Origin of the sequence: Gordonia cholesterolivorans, assembly GCF_039531975.1 — a bacterium.
Classification (GTDB): domain Bacteria; phylum Actinomycetota; class Actinomycetes; order Mycobacteriales; family Mycobacteriaceae; genus Gordonia; species Gordonia sihwensis.
In genome coordinates this window covers 1-17,744 of the sequence record NZ_BAAARB010000022.1, presented here as the reverse complement: position 1 = coordinate 17,744, position 17,744 = coordinate 1, and the positions used below count along the sequence as shown (strand labels likewise).

At 67.7% G+C, this 17,744-nt stretch carries 15 protein-coding genes and 1 pseudogene; 4 read left to right on the top strand and 12 right to left on the bottom strand.

The window, feature by feature from the left end:
• Positions 1–139: 139 nt before the first annotated feature.
• The 10 genes from ABFX36_RS16315 to ABFX36_RS16270 form a co-directional block, all read right to left on the bottom strand.
• Complete coding sequence (locus ABFX36_RS16315; protein WP_346077385.1) at positions 140–2,233, bottom strand: arabinofuranosyltransferase AftB family protein; 2,094 nt, start codon at positions 2,231–2,233, stop codon at positions 140–142.
• Entirely contained in the window at positions 2,220–3,137 is a 918-nt protein-coding gene (locus tag ABFX36_RS16310) for a decaprenyl-phosphate phosphoribosyltransferase (RefSeq protein ID WP_006897130.1), read from the bottom strand. Before ABFX36_RS16310 ends, ABFX36_RS16315 begins: the two co-directional genes overlap by 14 nt.
• Before the next feature lie 10 nt (positions 3,138–3,147).
• Positions 3,148–3,741, bottom strand: a complete 594-nt coding sequence (locus tag ABFX36_RS16305; RefSeq protein WP_006897131.1) for a phosphatase PAP2 family protein — start codon at positions 3,739–3,741, stop codon at positions 3,148–3,150.
• A complete protein-coding gene (locus ABFX36_RS16300) occupies positions 3,722–5,623 on the bottom strand; it encodes a glycosyltransferase (RefSeq protein WP_346077382.1) in 1,902 nt (633 codons plus the stop codon). Before ABFX36_RS16300 ends, ABFX36_RS16305 begins: the two co-directional genes overlap by 20 nt.
• Positions 5,620–6,822, bottom strand: a complete 1,203-nt coding sequence (glf, locus tag ABFX36_RS16295) for a UDP-galactopyranose mutase (RefSeq protein ID WP_346077381.1) — start codon at positions 6,820–6,822, stop codon at positions 5,620–5,622. Before glf ends, ABFX36_RS16300 begins: the two co-directional genes overlap by 4 nt.
• A gap of 105 nt (positions 6,823–6,927) precedes the next feature.
• A complete protein-coding gene (locus ABFX36_RS16290) occupies positions 6,928–8,547 on the bottom strand; it encodes a SpoIID/LytB domain-containing protein (protein WP_006897134.1) in 1,620 nt (539 codons plus the stop codon).
• Between the two features lie 124 nt (positions 8,548–8,671).
• Positions 8,672–9,508, bottom strand: a complete 837-nt coding sequence (locus ABFX36_RS16285) for an HAD family hydrolase (protein ID WP_045538148.1) — start codon at positions 9,506–9,508, stop codon at positions 8,672–8,674.
• Entirely contained in the window at positions 9,505–10,275 is a 771-nt protein-coding gene (locus ABFX36_RS16280; protein ID WP_045538147.1) for a lysophospholipid acyltransferase family protein, read from the bottom strand. Before ABFX36_RS16280 ends, ABFX36_RS16285 begins: the two co-directional genes overlap by 4 nt.
• A 2-nt stretch (positions 10,276–10,277) precedes the next feature.
• Positions 10,278–11,051 carry a lysophospholipid acyltransferase family protein gene (locus tag ABFX36_RS16275; RefSeq protein WP_006897137.1) on the bottom strand — a complete coding sequence of 258 codons (774 nt, stop codon included), beginning with the start codon at positions 11,049–11,051 and terminating at the stop codon, positions 10,278–10,280.
• 62 nt (positions 11,052–11,113) lie between these two features.
• Complete coding sequence (locus tag ABFX36_RS16270; RefSeq protein ID WP_006897138.1) at positions 11,114–12,250, bottom strand: acyl-CoA dehydrogenase family protein; 1,137 nt, start codon at positions 12,248–12,250, stop codon at positions 11,114–11,116.
• 114 nt (positions 12,251–12,364) lie between these two features.
• Between ABFX36_RS16270 and ABFX36_RS16265 the strand changes: the two genes are divergently transcribed.
• Complete coding sequence (locus ABFX36_RS16265; RefSeq protein ID WP_006897139.1) at positions 12,365–12,949, top strand: TetR/AcrR family transcriptional regulator; 585 nt, start codon at positions 12,365–12,367, stop codon at positions 12,947–12,949.
• 21 nt (positions 12,950–12,970) lie between these two features.
• Here ABFX36_RS16265 and ABFX36_RS16260 read toward each other — a convergent pair whose 3' ends face one another.
• A complete protein-coding gene (locus ABFX36_RS16260; RefSeq protein ID WP_346077377.1) occupies positions 12,971–13,831 on the bottom strand; it encodes an SDR family oxidoreductase in 861 nt (286 codons plus the stop codon).
• Between the two features lie 191 nt (positions 13,832–14,022).
• Here ABFX36_RS16260 and ABFX36_RS16255 point away from each other — a divergent pair, with 191 nt between their 5' ends.
• The 3 genes from ABFX36_RS16255 to ABFX36_RS16245 all read left to right on the top strand — a co-directional run bounded on the left by ABFX36_RS16255 (position 14,023) and on the right by ABFX36_RS16245 (position 17,205).
• On the top strand, positions 14,023–14,904 hold the full coding sequence (locus ABFX36_RS16255) for a TetR-type transcription factor C-terminal domain-containing protein (protein WP_006897141.1): 882 nt from the start codon (positions 14,023–14,025) through the stop codon (positions 14,902–14,904).
• A 98-nt stretch (positions 14,905–15,002) separates the two neighbouring features.
• The gene (locus ABFX36_RS16250) at positions 15,003–16,580 is read left to right on the top strand and encodes an MBL fold metallo-hydrolase (RefSeq protein ID WP_006897142.1); all 1,578 of its coding nucleotides are present in this window, start codon (positions 15,003–15,005) and stop codon (positions 16,578–16,580) included.
• Positions 16,567–17,205, top strand: a complete 639-nt coding sequence (locus tag ABFX36_RS16245; protein ID WP_346077374.1) for a TetR/AcrR family transcriptional regulator — start codon at positions 16,567–16,569, stop codon at positions 17,203–17,205. Before ABFX36_RS16250 ends, ABFX36_RS16245 begins: the two co-directional genes overlap by 14 nt.
• A gap of 182 nt (positions 17,206–17,387) precedes the next feature.
• Here ABFX36_RS16245 and ABFX36_RS16240 read toward each other — a convergent pair.
• Positions 17,388–17,618, bottom strand: a pseudogene (locus ABFX36_RS16240) (CPBP family intramembrane glutamic endopeptidase); the annotation flags it as partial.
• Positions 17,619–17,744 lie beyond the last annotated feature (126 nt).

Sequence of the window (17,744 nt, the reverse complement as noted above, 5' to 3'; positions counted from 1 at the left end):
CCGGGGGCCTTCACCCTCGTTGCGGCCACGCCGTTTCTATCGTGCAACCGAGCAAGGACGTTACCGTTTCGATATCTGGCCCGCCAATCGGTGAGAGCTATCTGACACATGTCCGTCTCAGCTTCACCTGAGGCGGCTCTCAGTTATCCGAGGTCAGCCCCTTGGGCATCGCCAAGCCGCACCGCTCGATCTCGTATTTCGGTTCGCGGGCGATCCGGTAGGAATTGAACTCTGCGGCCTGCCGCAGATTGTGCCGGAATCGAGCGAATGTCCAGGTGCCCTTGTACGAGGCGAATCGCGCTTCGGTCATCGGGCAGGTCAGTGCCACGCGGGCCATCTTCACCTCGTCCCGGTCGATGAACGCCGGGAAACCCGAGACGCTTCCGCTCTCGGCGACCACCCACTCGGTCGGCAGATGCTTGTCGTGCCCGATGCGCCCGTCGGTCAGCCGCGGCGTGTGCGCCGCCAACGGATACGCCAGGCCCATCTGGTCCACCACCCGGACGTCGAGCGGAGCGTTCATACTCGTCATGCCGAGGTTGAGGAAGTACACCGTGGTCTGTCTCGGGATCCCGGGCTTCAAGTGCTCGGGCAGCGGAGCCACGTACCACTCGTCGAAGTTCGCCGACGGGAGGATCACCCCGCCTCCGGCGGCCTCGGTCTGCCGGATCTTCTCGACCATCGCGCGCATCCGCGGATACTCGAGGTAGTCCTCTGCGGTGACCGGGTTCTCGTTGCCCATGTTCGTCACATAGAAGCGACGCTCGTCGACGATGCCGTCGCGGCCGATGTCCATACCGGCGTTGGGCAGCACGGTCTGATTGACCGCCACCCCCCACCACACGGTGGTGACGACGCCGCCGAGCAGCAGCAGCCCGGCGCCGAGCTGGTACCGCGACCGCGCGCTGGAGAGCGAGGCGGGAATCGTCACCGGGATCACCATCACCGGCAGCAGCAGAATGAACAGCGGCGCCAGCAGGACGCGGCCGTGCATGAAGTCCCCGCCCTGCCGAATCCAGTACAGGCCGAGGATCAGCCCGGCCACCAGCGTCGTGACGACGACGGCGTTCTGGGACTGCACGTGGTCGACGGCCGACGACCACGTGCGACGGAGCCGCTGCATCGGCGGGACCGGCGGCGCCCCGAGGATCTCCGGCGCATCGGCATCGTCGGCGGGGGCCGCCGAGACGGCAGACGCCGCCCGAGGAGCCTCGCGGCGAGCCAGGTACGCGCCGACGGCGAGCAGTACGCCCGCCACGATCGCGACGATCACCGGCAGCAACAGGGTGTACGGGGTGAACAGGTTGTCCAGGTAGGCGAAGCCCTGCTTCCACTTGGAACCGCTCGCATCCTTCGCGATCGCCGGATTCGGCACCAGGACGGCGTAGTAGCCCATGCGGAAGATCTGATAGCCGATCGGGACGGCTCCCGCGACCACCACCATCGCCACACGCATGCGCCAGCCGATCCGCGAGACGAACAGCACCAGCAGGACCAGTCCGCCGAAGACCGTGATCTCCGGACGGATCAGCGGCGCCATGCCCGCGGTGAAAGCCAGGAGCAGGAAGGCGATCCGCGACCGCCGGCTCCCGTCGTCCGGGTCACGCCGGCCCCAGGCGAGGAACTGGCACCACAGCGCGGCGATCCAGAAGATCACCAGACCGTTCTCGAGGCCGGACGTGGCGAAGTCGCGCGCGGGCGGAATCACGATGTACACGATCGCGCCCAACGGCAGCAGCAGTGTGAGCCCCGGCCCGAGCACCCGGCGACCGTACAGGCGCGCCGTGCCGTACATGGCGAGCGGCAGCGCGGCCACCGACAGCACCAGCGCCACCCAGAGTGCGACGTACTCGGTGTGCTCGGCGCCGGTCACCCAGCTCCAGAACCAGATCAGGTAGGTCCACGCGGTGGAGGTGTTGGCCTCCACCCGTTCACCGGCGTTGAAGACCGGTCCGTTGCCCGCGAGGAGGTTGCGCACGGTGCGCAGGACGATGAGGCCGTCGTCGGCGATCCAGCGGCGCTGCCACGCACCGATCGCGAACAGCACGGTGACGGCGAGGGCTCCGATCGAGAAGCTGGCGATCGGTGCGATCAGCCTGCGCCGGTCGCCGCGGTTCGCGGGCCGTCCGCCGTCGCGGGGCTCGTCGAGGGCCTCCGGGCCATCGGGCTCGTCGGAGACGACCGGGATCACCGTCGTCGGATCATCGGACCGGGACTCATCAGAGCGGGACATAGACCGCAACACCCACCAGCACGACCCACGCCACCGCAAGGAACTGCAGCACCCGATCGCCGAGCGCGATGTCCTCCGGCTCGCCGGCCTGACCGCCGTCGACGTCGACGGCGTAGCGGAGGATCGCGACGGTGAACGGCACCATCGAGATGGCGTAATAGACGTTCTGCGAGTGGATGCCGTCGAAGGCCCACAGTCCGTAGCAGAGGACGACGGCGGTGGCCGAGAGCGTCCACACGAACCGCAGGTACGTGGTGGTGTAGTACTCGAGCGACTTGCGGATCTTGGCCCCGGTGCGCTCGGCCAGCTGCAACTCGGCGTAGCGCTTGCCCGCGGCCATGAACAGCGAACCGAAGGCCATCACCAGCAGGAACCACTTGGACAGGTCGATCTCGGCGGCCACGCCACCGGCGATGGCGCGCAGCAGGAAGCCCGACGACACGATGCAGATGTCGACGACGGCCTGGTGCTTGAGCCCGAAGCAGTAACCGAGTTGCACGCCCAGGTACACCGCGATCGTCACGGCCGTCTGCCAGTTGGCGATGAACGCGATGCCGATCGATCCGGCGGCCAGCACCACGGCGAGCACGAAGGCGAGGTTACGCGGTACCACGCCCGCCGCGATGGGCCGGAAGCGCTTGGTGGGATGGTTGCGGTCGGCTTCCACGTCGAGAGCGTCGTTGATGAGGTAGATCGACGACGCGACCAGGCAGAACGAGATGAACGCGATGCCGACGTTCAGCATCCGGTCCGAATCCTTGAGGACCTCGGTTCCGGCCGCCAGCGGCGCCGCCAAGACCAGGACGTTCTTCACCCACTGGCGCGGGCGGAGTGCCTTGATCAGACCCGTCGCCAGATTCTTCGGCGGACCGGGGACGCCGTGCTCGATCGGCTCCTCGCTCATCGGTGCTTCCTCACTTGCTCGAGTCTCGGTTGCGGGATTGTGCATCGGCGGCGATCACCGCTCCCGCGGTCACTGCACCGACAAGAGCGCCGGCGGCCACATCGGAAGGGTAATGGACACCCAGAACCAGACGCGAAAGCAGCATCGGCGGAACCACCGCGGCGGGCACCAGCACCTGCGCGACGGGACTGCCCGCGGCCCGCCCCAGCAGAATCGCCGCAGCGGTGGTGGACGTGGCGTGACTGGACGGGAAACTCAGCCTGCTGGGGGTCCCGACGCCGACGCGGATGTCGGGGTGGCTCGGGCGCCTGCGGCGCACCACGCGCTTGATCACCACGGACGCGGCATGCGCCACGAATGCGCCGGCACCGGCTTCCAGGTAGCGGCGGCGCGCGACCTCGTCGCCACGTCGGTGCGCGGCGTAGGCGCCGGCCCCGGCGAGCGCCAGCCAGCCCAGCGAGTGCTCTCCGAAATGCGAGAGTCCGCGTGCGCCGGAGAGCACGCCGGGCCGGTCGGCGATCGCCGACTGAACGGCCACCAGCATCGCCGCCTCGCCGGTCGCGGGTTCCGGCGCGGCGATCTGATCAATCGATTCCGAAGACACGGGCCCAGCTCTCCTTGCTCACCAGATCGTCATGTGCGGCGCGGTACTCGTCCCGCTTCGCGTCGAACTCATCGCGCAAACGCTTCACGAGCGCCGCCGACTCCCTTGCCAACGACAGCATCTTGTCGCGATCACGCTGGCGGTAGACCACCCCGCGACCGTCGGCGGTGGTGACGGTGACGCCGTCGACCCGGCCGAGCGAGAACCAGCGCGCCTCGATGGGCGGATAGTTGGCCTGCGGGACGCTGTGATGCCGGGGATCGGCCGGGCGCACATTGTTCACGACCGCCGCGGCGAATGCCTTCACCTTCGCGACCGGGCCGGTGGGGACGTCTGCGCCCAGCGCCGTGGCCTCCCCAGTGGCGGTCGGCAGGTCGGTGGCCGAGGGAAGCACCACCGCGTCGGGGTAGCCCTTGCGGATCTGCGCCACCTTGCCCAGGGCGGTGGGCAGCAGCGACCGGATGTGCTCCGGCCCGGCGAGGAAGTCGCGGATCGCCTCGTTCTGGATGGCGACCGTGGAGTACTCCAGGCACAGGAGGTGCTTCGCGGTGGCCTTGGCCATCGACTTGAGGATGCCGTCGATGGAGCCGTCGGTGTAGATCGACGCGACCACCAGGCGGTTGCGCAGATGGAAGTACGCCTGCCAGTCGATGGCGTCGTCCTTGTCGCTCCACGCCATATGCCAGATGGCGATGCCCGGGATGGTCGCGGTCGGATAGCCCGCCCGCTCGGCACGGAGCGCGAACTCCCAGTCGTCCCACTTGATGAACAGGGGCATCGGCAGGCCGATGGTCTCCGCGACCTCGCGGGGGATCATGCACATCCACCAGCCGTTGCCCTCGACGTCGATGCGCCGGTGCAGGTTCTTGGAGTTCTCGCGATCGCTGAGCGGATACTCGGCGAAATTGTGGTCGTACTCGACGAACGGAGCGGCGGTCCACATGAACCGGTTGCGGTCGATCACCTCCCCCATGCAGTGCAGATGGCTGCGATCCTGCAGGTTCAGCATCTGACCGCCGACCAGCATCGGCGACTTGGCGAAGCGCGACATCGCGAGCGCACGCAGGATCGAGTCCGGCTCGATCATGATGTCGTCGTCCATGTACAGGATGTACGGGCTGTCGGTGAGCCGCAGCGCCTCGTACATGATGCGCGCGTAGCCACCCGACCCACCGAGATTGCCCTGGTCGAAGATGTGCAGACGATCACCGAGGCGCTCGGCGGCGGCCGAATAGCCGTCCTCGTCGACCACCTTGCGGGTGCCCTGGTCGGGCATCAGGACGGCGTCGATCACGGCGTCGACCATCGGGTCCGAGGTCAGCGCGCTCAATGCCGCGACCGCGTCGGCCGGGCGGTTGAAGGTCGGAATGCCCACGGTGACGCGGTCGGTGCCGGCCTGTGCGGGCTCGATCGGTGCATACCACCCGGCCGAGAGGATCTCGGTGTCCGTGTCGGTGGTGATGTCGAACCAGATCCAGCCGCCGTCCTCGAACGGGCCGAGGTCGGTCTGGAACTCGAACACGCCGGTCCCGTCGTCCCCGAGCGGAACCAGATCGCCGCCGATCGCGATACGGGAGCCGTCGATCTTGGATCGGTAGAGGTCCACGCGCGCATTTCCGCGCACCTCGACGCGCAGGACCACCGAGTCCAGGACGCTCCAGCGGCGCCAGTACGAGGCGGCGAAGGCGTTGAAGTAGGTCGCGAAGCTGATCTCCGAATCGGCGCCGAGCCGCACGCTGGTGCGGTCGGGCGCGTGGGCGCGCGAGGCGTTGCTCGGCGACTCCACGAGGTACAGCGACCGAACGTCCAGCGGTTCACCCGGACGAGGGAAGATCACGCGCTGAAGCAGGCTGACCGCTCCGGATTGCTGTGCCTGAGTCATCGGGCCGCTCCCTCGGCCAGCGGCGCACCGTCGCGCAGGTGCGGCGCCAGCGCGTTGTCGAACATGGTCAGCGCGCTGGCGATGGCCATGTGCATGTCCAGGTACTGGTAGGTGCCGAGGCGACCGCCGAAGAGCACCTTGGACGAGGCCGCCTCGGCTTTCGCCAATTCGCGGTAGGCGTTCACCATGGCGCGATCGTCCGGGGTGTTGATCGGGTAATAGGGCTCGTCGTCGTCCTTGGCGAAGCGGCCGTACTCCCGCATGATGACGGTCTTGTCGGTCGGATAGCTCTTCCGCTCCGGGTGGAAGTGGCGGAACTCGTGGATCCGCGTGAACGGCACGTCGGCATCGTTGTAGTTCATCACCGGGGTGCCCTGGAAATCGCCGGTCGGCACCACCTCGAGCTCGAAATCGAGCGTGCGCCAGCCGAGCCGGCCCGCCGAGTAGTCGAAGTAGCGGTCCAGCGGGCCGGTGTAGACGACGGGTGCGTCGGGACTCGCGGCGCGCAGCTCGTCGCGGACGTCGAACCAGTCGGTCGACAACCGCACCTCGATGCGCTCATCGGCCGCCATGTTCTCCAGCCACGCGGTGTAGCCGTCCACCGGCAGACCCTCGTAGGTGTCGTTGAAGTAGCGGTTGTCGAAGTTGTAACGGACCGGCAGACGGGTGATGTTGCCCGCCGGGAGGTTCTTCGGATCGGTCTCCCACTGCTTGGCGGTGTAGTGCTTGATGAATGCCTCGTAGAGGGGACGGCCGATCAGGCTGATCGCCTTCTCCTCGAAGTTCGCCGCCGCATCGGTGTCGACCTCGGACGCCTGTTCGGCGATCAGCGCACGCGCCTCGTCGGGGGTGAAGTAGCGGCCGAAGAACTGGGACACCAGGCCCAAGCCCATCGGGAACTGGTAGGCCTGGCCGTTGTGCATCGCGAAGACTCGATGCTGGTAGCCGGTGAAGTCGGTGAACTGGTTGACGTACTCCCACACACGCTCGTTGGACGTGTGGAACAGGTGCGCGCCGTACTTGTGGATCTCGATGCCGGTCTCCGGCTCCGCCTCCGAGTACGCATTGCCACCGATGTGGTCACGCCGTTCGACGACGAGCACTCGCTTCCCCAGTTGCGTCGCTGCGCGTTCGGCGACGGTCAAGCCGTAGAAACCCGAGCCGACCACGATCAAGTCGTAGGTGCTGTTGTTCGTCACGACTGTTCAGCCTATCGGACCGATCCTGAGTATTCCCGCAGCGAGCACGCGCGACGGCCCGCCCGGCGGTGTGAGATTCGTCCGTGAAAGAGGCCGTGAGAACCGTCAGCCCAGGCCGTCCCGCGTGGGGAAACCGAGCGCGGCGAGGCCGCCCGCGTTCAGGAAGTCGGTCAGCGACTGGCCCATCAGCGCGTGCACGCCGGTGAGCGGGCTGAAGTAGATGACGCCGTTCTCCAGCACCTGCACCAGACCCGGCAGTCCCTTGCCGTCGGTGAGCAGTTCCGGTTTGGCGACGGTGCCCGTGGAGCCCTGCGAGTTGTCGCTGCGCTCCAGATTCACCTGCTTCAGATCCACCTGCTTCGCGGTGAGCTGCTTGAGTCCCTCGGTGACCAGTTTCTCCAGCATCGGGGTGACCTCGCCCACGATGCCGGTCACGTCGGGCAGTCCCACCGCCGACAGCCCGGGCACGATCTGGTTGAGGACGGCGCCCAGCGGGCTGAGGTCGAGCAGTCCCCCTCCCGGCGAGTCCGGTCCCACCTGCGGCTTGACGATCTTCGGCATCGATTTCTGGCCCCGCACGGAGAACCAGTCCGATTTCAGTTGCAGCTTGACCCGCGCGTCGTTGCCCGAGGCCTCCACCGTTCCGCCGGTGCCGGTCACCCGGACCTTGACGACGCGGCCGCCGCCTTCGCCGAGACCGTTGGCCTCGATCACCTCGAAGCTCTTGAGCGACCCGACGCCGAACGCGGAGCCGATGCTCGACGCGCTGACGGTCGCGGACCACGAGTGGTCGGGTGCGATGGAGTCGCCCGCATCGCGGACGGCCGGGAAGAGTCCGCCCGCGGTGTACCCGCCGGTGGAGGCCGAGAACTCGGTGAGAGCGGGTTTGCCGTTCAGCAACCGGATCTGCCCGGCGGTGGCGTCGGCGGCCCGGCTGGTCCGGGGATCCTCGCCGGAGGCGCCGTGATACATCTGGGACGCCTGGGTGTTGTCGATCTTGCGACCCGCGGCCAGTCCGGCCAACACATAGGAGCGCGCCGCGACCGCCTGCGCCTTGAGGGCCTCGAATCCGCCGGTGTCACCCCAGGACGGCATCGACTCCTTGGGGATCACACCCTTGACGTAGTCGTCCACGTGCAGCTTGTTGTAGACGCCGCCCGGACCGATGCCGATGGAGCCGCGGTACTTGTCGCCCCCGTTGCAGAAGGTCAGCAGTTCCTGGTCCGGCCGGTTGGTCCCCGGGTTGATCGGGTCCACCTGCGTGGCCGGAACAGTGCTGACGACGGCGCCGCCGCAGCCGTCGGTGATCGTGGCCGTACCCCCGGACAGGCTGACCGCCTGCCCGGGAGCGACCGTCTGCGTGCCTACGCGCATTCCGGCAGCCGCATGAACACCGACCGACGCCTTCTCGCTCAGCGAGACCGTGACGTCGGGGGTGCTCACCTTCCCCGCGACTGTGTTTCCGTAGTAGTGCCGGAGGATCTGATCCGCCGACCACCCCTGCTTCGCGTAGCCGTACGCACCCCACTGGCCCAGACCGCGTCCGTGCCCGTGCCCGTGCCCGTCGAGGACGATCGGCGTGTTCGCCGCCAGGGCGACCCCGTCGGAGGAGAACACGTCGGTGCCGCCGACGACCAGACCACCCGCGAGCAACGCGGGCGCCAGGCCCAGGGCAGCGAAGGTCAGAGTTCGCTTCTTGGCTCGGCTCGGTCGAACATTCGGCACTGCACAACCCCTTATGGCGGGACCACTGCATGCGTGTGGCCCGTGTGACTAGTGGGACTCCTGTGACAGTAGTGACCAGACTGCGGACACGACAAGTTCAGACGGTCACAACCGAGTCACGCTTTTAGAACCAGCGTTCGAGGACCTGGGCGACACCGTCGTCGAGGTTCGACGAAGTCACTTCGTCGGCCGCCTCCGCCGCTGCCGGATCGCCGTGCCCCATCGCCACGCCGTGCGCCGCCCACCGCAGCATCTCGGCGTCGTTGGGCATGTCGCCGAACGCTATCGGTGCCCGTCCGTCGACGTCCGAATGCTCCACGAGCCACGCGAGCCCTGCGGCCTTGTGCGTTCCGGCCAGTGAGAACTCGATCAGGCCGGTGTCGATCGAGAAGGTGATCTCCGCCAGGTCGCCGACGCGCGGCGCCACCGCCTCCGCCATCGCGCGCGAGGACATGCTCGGCATTCGTGCCAGCAGCTTGACCGCAGGCGACGCGGCGACCTCGTCCTGGCTCACATAGACGTGATCGGGATTGAGCCAGGCGTGTTCGTAGCCCGGCGTCGCGACGAACGGCGGCGTCGCGGTGTCGTAGGCGGAGCCTCCGGCCCGCTCCGCGGCGAGCCCGCATCCCGGCAGTACGTCCGCGCAGATCTCGGCGATCCGAGCGAGTGCGCCCGGTTCGAGGGTCGCGGCGTGCAGCACCGTGTCGGTGGCGACGTCATACACGATGGCGCCGTTGGCACAGACCGCGTAGCGCACGGCGGCGGGGGTGTCCGCGAGTTGATCGGTGATCTCGGGAATCCAGCGTGGCGGGCGACCGGTAGCCAGAACCAGTTCGACGCCGCGCTCACGGGCGCGGCGCAGCACCGAGACCGTGCGGCCGGAGATCCGGTTGTCGTCGTCGATCAGGGTGCCGTCGACGTCCGAGGCGATCATCGTCGGAGTCGGCGAGTCGGTGGTCATTCGGATCGGCTCCCCCGTTTGGCTGCGCGACGTCGCGCCTTCTCCGCTGCTTCCGCGTCCTCGATCACCAGTGCCTCCGCGGGTGTCGGCGCACTGCCGCCGAGTCTCTCCGGCAACCAATCGGCACCGGCGGGCGCCTCCGGGTACCGGTCCTGCACCCGGTGCAGAAGGACGGTCATCGTCTCGCGCAGTCGGGCCGTGCCCACGGCGGGATCCTCGTCGGCGGAGAAGGTCATCGGCGCACCGAACTCGACGTCGATCGGGATGCGATGGAATCCGATCCGGCGCTTGGCGCCCTTGGTCCATTGCCGCTGTGCGCCCCAGACGATCGTCGGGATCACGGGTACGCCGGCCTCGGCCGCCATCCGCACAGCTCCCGACTTGAACTCCTTGAGTTCGAAGCTGCGGCTGACCGTCGACTCGGGGTACACGACGATGAGTTCACCGCCGCGAAGCGCGTCGACGGCGGATCGATATGCGTCCCCGCCCGCTGAACGGTCCACCGGCACCGCCCTGGCGTGTTTGACGAGAAATCTCATGATGCCCAGGTCCATCACTTCGGACTTGATGAGGTACCGCCCGCGTCGACCGCGCCGGTGGAGCCCCAGACCGGCCGGAATGAAGTCCACGTAGCTGGTGTGGTTGATCACCACGACACCCCCGCCCGCGGCGGGAACGTTCTCGAGGCCGAAGTAGCGACGCCGAACCCCCTGCGCCAGCATGATCGATCCGGCGATCCCCTCGAGGGTTCGATAGACCGGCTCCATCGTCAGTCCGCATCTCCGGACGCCTCGCGCCGAGCCCTCTTCGCCGCCTTGGCCTCGGCATCCGCGCGGTCCATCGCGTTGGCCTCCTCGAGCGTGGGGGCACCGCCGCCGCGCGCCGCGGGCACCCAGAACTCACCCGCCGGGTACTCGCCGTAGCCATCCTGCAGTTCGGTGAGCTTGGCCCGCATGGAGTCGAACAACCGCTGAGTCAGTTCCTCCGGCGTGCCCTCCGGCCTCAGGGGCTCGCCGACCCCGACCATGATCTTGAATCCGGTCCGGCCCAGCTGCCGCGGATGTCCCTTGGTCCAGATCCGCTGCGCTCCCCAGATGATGGTCGGGATGATGGGCGCGCCCGACTCCAGCGACATCCGCGCCGCTCCGGACTTGAACTCCTTGAGTTCGAAGCTCCGGCTGATCGTCGCCTCCGGGTAGACGCCGACCAACTCACCGCGCTTGAGGTAGTCGACGGCGTCGCGATAACTCTGCGCACCGTTGGCGCGATCGACCGGGATGTGCTTCAGGGACCGCATGATCGGTCCGCCGACGGCGTTGTCGAAGACCTCTTTCTTGGCCATGAAGCGGACGTACCGCCGCGGCTTCTGCAGGAATGCGGGAATGCCCGCGAAGGTGAAGTCGAGGTAGCCGGTGTGGTTGATGGCCACCACCCCGGGACCGTGGGCCGGCATGTTCTCCACACCGGAGATATCGAACTTCAAGCCCTGGGCGAGCCAGAGCAGACGGGCGGTGGACACGACTCCGGCGTACACGGGTTCCATGTCAACAGAGCTTAGTCACCGGCTCCGACACCGCAGGACTCCGTCGTCGCCGGCTCCCGCGCTCATGCGAGCGATCGACTGATCACCAGCCGCTGGATCTGGTTGGTGCCCTCGAAGATCTGGGTGATCTTCGCTTCGCGCATGAATCGCTCCACCCGGAAGTCGCGCGTGTAGCCGTTGCCTCCGAACACCTGGACCGCGTCGGTGGTCACCTTCATCGCCGCATCCGTCGCCACCAACTTGGCCACCGACGCATTGCGCGAATACGGCAGTCCGGCGTCTCGGCGCCGTGCCGCGTCCAAGTACGTCGCCCTCGCCGAGTCGACGGCCGCGGCCATGTCCGCGAGCAGGAAGCCGAGCCCCTGGTGGTCGATGATCTTGCGGCCGAAGGTCTCGCGCTCCTTGGCGTAGGCCACCGCTTCGTCGAGGGCCGCCTGTGCGATGCCGGTCGCGACCGCCGCGATGCCGAGGCGTCCCGAGTCCAACGCACTGAAGGCGATCTGGAGTCCCTGGCCCTCCGCACCGATCCGGCGCTCGGCCGGCACCAGCGCACCGTCGTACCGGGCGGAGGTGGTCGGCACGGCGGCCAGGCCCATCTTCTCCTCGGGGCGCCCGAAGCTGAGGCCCTCCGTGCCGTCCGCCACGAGGAAGCAGGAGATTCCCTTGGACCCCTCGCCGGTCCGGGCGAACAGGTTGTAGAAGTCCGCGACGCCGCCGTGGGTGATCCACGCCTTCTCGCCGGTGATCCGGTAGTCGTCGCCGACCGCCTCCGCGCGGCATGCCAGGGCCGCGGCATCGGATCCGGCCTGCGGTTCGGACAGACTGTACGCACCGATGCTCGCCCCGCCGAGCATCTCCGGAAGCCAGCGTTCCTGCTGTTCCCGGGTGCCGAAGGCGAACAGCGGATGACATGCCAGGCTGTGCACGCTCACTGCGACGCCGACCGCCGCCCAGCGCGCCGCGATCTCCTCGAGTACCTGCAGGTACACCTCGTACGGTTGGCCTCCGCCGCCCCACTCCTCGGGATAAGGGAGGCTGAGCAGCCCCGCCTCGCCGAGCTTCGCGAACACGCCCTCCGGATACTTCTCCGCCTTCTCGTGCTCGTCGACGATCGGAGCGAGCACCTTGTCCGCGATGTCGCGCGTCAGGTCGATCAGATCGCGGGCTTCTTCGGTCGGCAGCAGGCGGTCGACGGGCACGTCGGACTCCTCGGGATTCGAAAGCGAACAGTACTGGGAACGGTTTCAGAGTACTGCCGGGCCGGCAGTACTACAAGACAAGGAGCAGTACCCCTGGTCAGTACTATCGAACCCATGTCCGCGCCGACCGATCCCGACTTCGCCACGCGACGCCGCTCGCAGTTGTTCGACGAGTTGCTCGCGATGTTCCTCGAGGAGGGCTTCGCCCACTTCACCCTCGACGCCATCGCCGGGCGCCTGCGGTGCTCCAAGTCGACGCTCTACACGCTCGCCGCCAGCAAGGGCGAACTGGTCCGCGCGACCACCATCCACTTCTTCCGCCGGGCCACCGACGACGTCGAGGCCGCCGTAGCGGAGGCCGCGTCGCCGCGCGAGAAGATCACCGCCTATCTGGAGGCGGTGGGCGACGCACTCGGCGGGGCCTCGCCTGCGTTCATGACCGATCTCGCCGCCTTCGCTCCGGCGAGAGAGGCGTACGAGCAGAACACCCGGATCGCGGCGGCGCGCGTGCGGGAGCTGATCGACGAGGGCGTCGCCACCGGCCAGTTCCGGGACGTGCACGCGGCTTTCGCCGCCGACCTGGCCGCGACCGCGATGGTCCGGATCCAGCAGGGCGACGTGCGCGCGGCCACGGGCCTCGACGACGCCGGCGCCTACCGCGAATTGGCGGCGCTCCTCACAGCGGGGATCAGCGCCTGACCCGGATCATCCGCGGCCAGGTCAGCGCCCAGGCGACCGGTCCGGCCATCGCATCCAGAAGTCCAACTCGAGCGGTCCGGTGCCGGGTTCGGCCCGGTACGGCTCGAAGTCGGTGATCCCCTCCGCGGCGAGCACGTCGTCGTCGATCAGGCACCGGCCGGTGAACTCCGCCGCGGGCTTGGTCAGGACCGCGTACGCGGCGTCGCTCATGATGTCGGCACTGCGCGCACCCCGGAGCATCTCCTCGCTGAGGAGATTGCGGACCGCCGCGGTCGCGATCGAGGTCCGGGGCCACAACGTGTTCGCGGCGATGCCGTCCGCGGCGAGCTCCCGCGCGAAGCCGAGCGTCAAGATGGTCATGCCGAACTTCGACACGGTGTACGCCGCCCCGACCTGATCGAACCATTCGGGCGCGAGGTCCACCGGGGGCGAGAAGGTCAGGATGTGCGGGTTCTCCGACTTCCGCAGGTGCTCGATCGCCACCTTCGATAGTGCGAACGTGCCGCGCGCGTTGATGTCCTGCATGAGGTCGTACTTCTTCATAGGGATGTCGTCGGTGGCGGTGAGATCGATCGCCGATGCGTTGTTGACCACGATGTCTATGCCGCCGAACCGCTCCACCGTCTGCGCCACGGCGCCGGCGACGGACTCGTCGTCGCGGACGTCGCCCACGATCGGCAACGCCCGCCCGCCGGCCTCCTCGATCGCCGCGGCCGCGGTGTAGATGGTCCCGGGGAGCTTCGGGTGCGGCTCGGCCGTCTTGGCGAGCAGCGCGATGTTCGCGCCGTCGCGCGCCGCGCGAATCGCGACAGCCTCGCCGATGCCGCGGCTGCCGCCGGAGATGATGAGCGTCTTGCCGCGCAGTGAACCCGTTTCGGTCATGGTCGCCTTCCTGTCCACCGATCCGAGCCGTGACGGCCCAGATCGATCGTTCGTATTCGATCCGAACGTAGAAGGCTCGGACGCGTTCCGTCAATAGCCCGATCCACGCACTTCAAGCCCGTTAAAACAGACCGTCAGTCCTTTCGCGAACCGCTCCGATCGCACACGGCAGATTTAGTATCCTTAAACCCATGAACGATGATTCGCCGTCGGCCGCCACTATCGAAGCCGAGCTGGGATCGCGGATCCGAGCGGCACGCCTAGCTCAGCGGCGGACTCTCCGCGATCTCGCCGCGGCGGTCGGCGTCAGCACGGCCACGCTCAGCCTGATCGAGAACGGGCGATCCGGGCTTCGCGTGGCTCGGCTCGCCCGGATCGCCGACGCACTCGGACTTCCGCCGGCGGCGCTCCTGTGCCCCGAAGTCCCCGAACCGCCGGCTCCGGGGCCGCCCACAGCCGGCGGCATCCTGCCCGACGACGGCGACTGGCGACGGTACCGCCCACTCGTCCTCGATCCCGTTCTCGCCGCAGCGCTCGACGAGATCGTCGAAGTGGGATACCACGGCGCGACCATCCGCAGCATCGCGAACCGGTGCGGAAGCACGGTCTCGGCTCTCTACACCAGGTATGAGAACAAGCAGCACATCCTGATGACGCTGCAGGAGCTCGCCGTCAGCGCGGCGACCGACCGCGGCGCCATCGCCCGCGCGGACGGCCGGAACCCCGTCGAACGCTTCTGCTTCCTGGTGGAGCATCTGGCATTGCTGCACACCTACCGGCGCGAGCTCGCGTTCATCGGCACCAGCGAACTGCGCAGTCTCGATCCGGAGAATCGGCGCCGGATCGCCGGACGCCGCACCGATCTGCAGCACATGGTGGACGAGGAGGTCGACGCCGCCGTGCGCGCGGGGCGGTTCCACCCGGACCATCCGCACGAGGCCTCGCGCGCGGTCGTGACCATGTGCACGGCGATCTCCGGCTGGTGGCGACCGGGCGGCCCGTTGTCGCCGGAGCGGGTGGCACAGTTGTACGTCGGCTTCGCACTTGACCTGATGCGCGCCGATCCGCGATAGCGACGCCGGTCACGGCGCGACGATCTGCCCCCACCGCCGACCGTGCTCGGCGATACCCTGGAACAACAGCCCCTGCGCCACCCGAAAGGCAGCACCCCGTGCAGATCACCAGCATCGGCCACGCCGGATTCCACATCCAGACCGCAGCCGGATCGATTCTCTGCGATCCCTGGGTCAACCCCGCGTACTTCGCCTCCTGGGTGCCCTTCCCCGACAACTCCGATCTGGACTGGAAGGCGCTCGGCGACTGCGACTACCTGTACGTCTCGCACCTGCACCGCGACCACTACGACGAGCAGAACCTGCTCGAGAACGTGAACAAGGACGCGACCGTGCTGCTGCCGGACTACCCGGTGCCGGATCTGCGCCGCGAGCTCGAACGCCTCGGCTTCACGAAGTTCGTCGAGACGCAGGACTCCACGAAGCACACCGTCTCGGGACCCAAGGGCGATCTGGACATCATGATCATCGCGCTCCGCGCGCCCGCCGACGGCCCCATCGGCGACTCCGGTCTGGTGGTCGACGACGGCGAGACCGTCTGTTTCAACATGAACGACGCCCGCCCGATCGATCTCGACGTGATCGCCGACGAGTTCGGCCGCGTCGATGTGCACCTGCTGCAGTACTCCGGCGCCATCTGGTACCCGATGGTCTACGACATCCCCCGCAAGTCGAAGGCCAACTTCGCGATGCAGAAGCGCCAGCGCGGCATGGACCGCGCACGCTCGTACATCGAGCAGGTCGGTGCCACGTGGGTGGTCCCGTCGGCCGGGCCGCCGATGTTCCTGGACGACGACCTGTTCGGTCTCAACGATTTCAACACCGGCAGCGATGCCGACAAGGCCAGCATCTTCCCCGATCAGGCGGAGTTCCTGGAACAGATGCGCACGCACGGCACCGACGACGGGGTCAAACACCGCGGACTGATGATGGTCTCCGGGTCGGCGGCCGACTTCGCGGGAGACGAACTTCGCGAGATCGTGCACCCGTATCCCCCGGAGACGGTTTTCGGCGAGAACAAGAAGGCCTACCTGGAGGCGATGAAGGAGAAGTTCGCTCCGGTCATCGCCGCGCAGAAGGCCACCTGGGCCTCGCCCGACGGACCGTCGCTCCTGGAACCGCTGCGCGAGAAGTTCGAGCCGATCATGAAGCAGTCGGACCTGATCTGCGACGGCATCGGCTACCCCGTCGGTCTGGTGGTGGGAGAAGAGACGTACGTGCTCGACTTCCCCAAGCGGACGGTGCGGATGCGCGAGGACGGCGACGGCAAGTACCGGTACGGATTCCGGATCGCCCCCGAGTTGGTGCGCACGGTGCTGCGCGACGACGAACCCGACTGGGTGAACACCATCTTCCTCTCGACCCGGTTCTCCACCTGGCGGATCGGCGGATACAACGAGTACCTGTACACCTTCTTCAAGTGCCTCACCGATGAGCGCATCGCCTACGCCGACGGCTGGTTCTCCGAGGCGCACGACGACTCGGCGTCCATCGAGCTCGACGGGTGGGAGATCCAGCGCCGCTGCCCGCACCTGAAGGCCGATCTGAGCAAGTTCGGCGTGATCGAGGGCGAGAAGCTCACGTGCAACCTGCACGGCTGGCAGTGGGATCTGGCGAGCGGGCGCTGCCTGACGTCGAAGGGACACGAGCTGCGAGCACAGCGTGCCGAGCCCTAGTCCGGACGCCCCCAGCCGGTGCTATGCCGGCCGTTCACTGGCCGAGCGGAGGGCTGAGCGGCGGGAACGGTTCCAGGAGGCCGGCCTCGAGCTGTTCGGCACCCTCGGCTTCTCCTCCGTCACGGTCTCGGCGCTGTGCGCCGAGGCCGGATTGTCGCGCAGACAGTTCTACGAGGAGTACTCGAGCCGGGAGGCGTTGCTCGCCGAGGTCTACGACAAGATCCAGGAGCACGCACGCAAGACTGTCGTCGACGCGGTGCGGGCGCTCGGGGAGACGAATCCCCGCGAGGCGGCGCGCGCGGCGATGAGCGCCTACATCGACACGATCGCGACCGATTCGCGAGCTATCCGATGCTCCTTCATCGAGGTCGTCGGGGTCTCCTCCGAAGTGGAACGGCGTCGTCTCGCCGGTCGTGTGACATGGGCGCGGTTCATCGCCGACACGATTTCAACGATCCCGGGAACCACGCGCAAAGACTTCGACTACGCCGCGACTGCCTTCATCGGCGCGCTGACCTCGGTCGTTCACCGCTGGGGGACGGCACAGGAGCGTCCGGACCGGTCGGAGATCGTAGATCTGCTGTCGGACATACTCGTTCACATCGCAATCGACCGCACTGACTAGTGCACACAGCCGGTTAACCGTGATAGCTTTGGCACAGGTTCTGAGACGCTAGAGTCTCACACCGCGTGCTCGGTCCGGGTGGAATCGGGGCTCTTGGGAGGGAGCTGCTCGGATCGCCGGAGGGCGCGGCGCCGGTTTGGGGGAGAATCCGCAAACTGCGCCGCGCTTTCTCTTGCCACAGGTCAGGACGGATTCAGCACACCGGTCGCGACCAGGACCGCATAACCGATGAAGGCCACGGTGTCGATCAGCGCGTGCGCCAGGACGAGCGGCCAGAGCCGCCCCGTCGCCTGATACCAGCGTCCGTACACCAGACCCATCACGAGGTTGCCCGCGCCGGCACCGACGCCCTGGTACAGGTGGTAGCCGCCGCGCAGAAGCGCGGACGACGCCAGCGCACCCCGCTCTCCGACTGAAGCGCCCTGGGTTTGTTGGAGGCTCCTGACCTTGGAAACGAGGATGGAGTTATGCCGAAGGAACTGGCGAATGGGAAGCCGACGACTCGTCGCTACTCGGTCGAGGAGAAGGCCGCCGCGGTG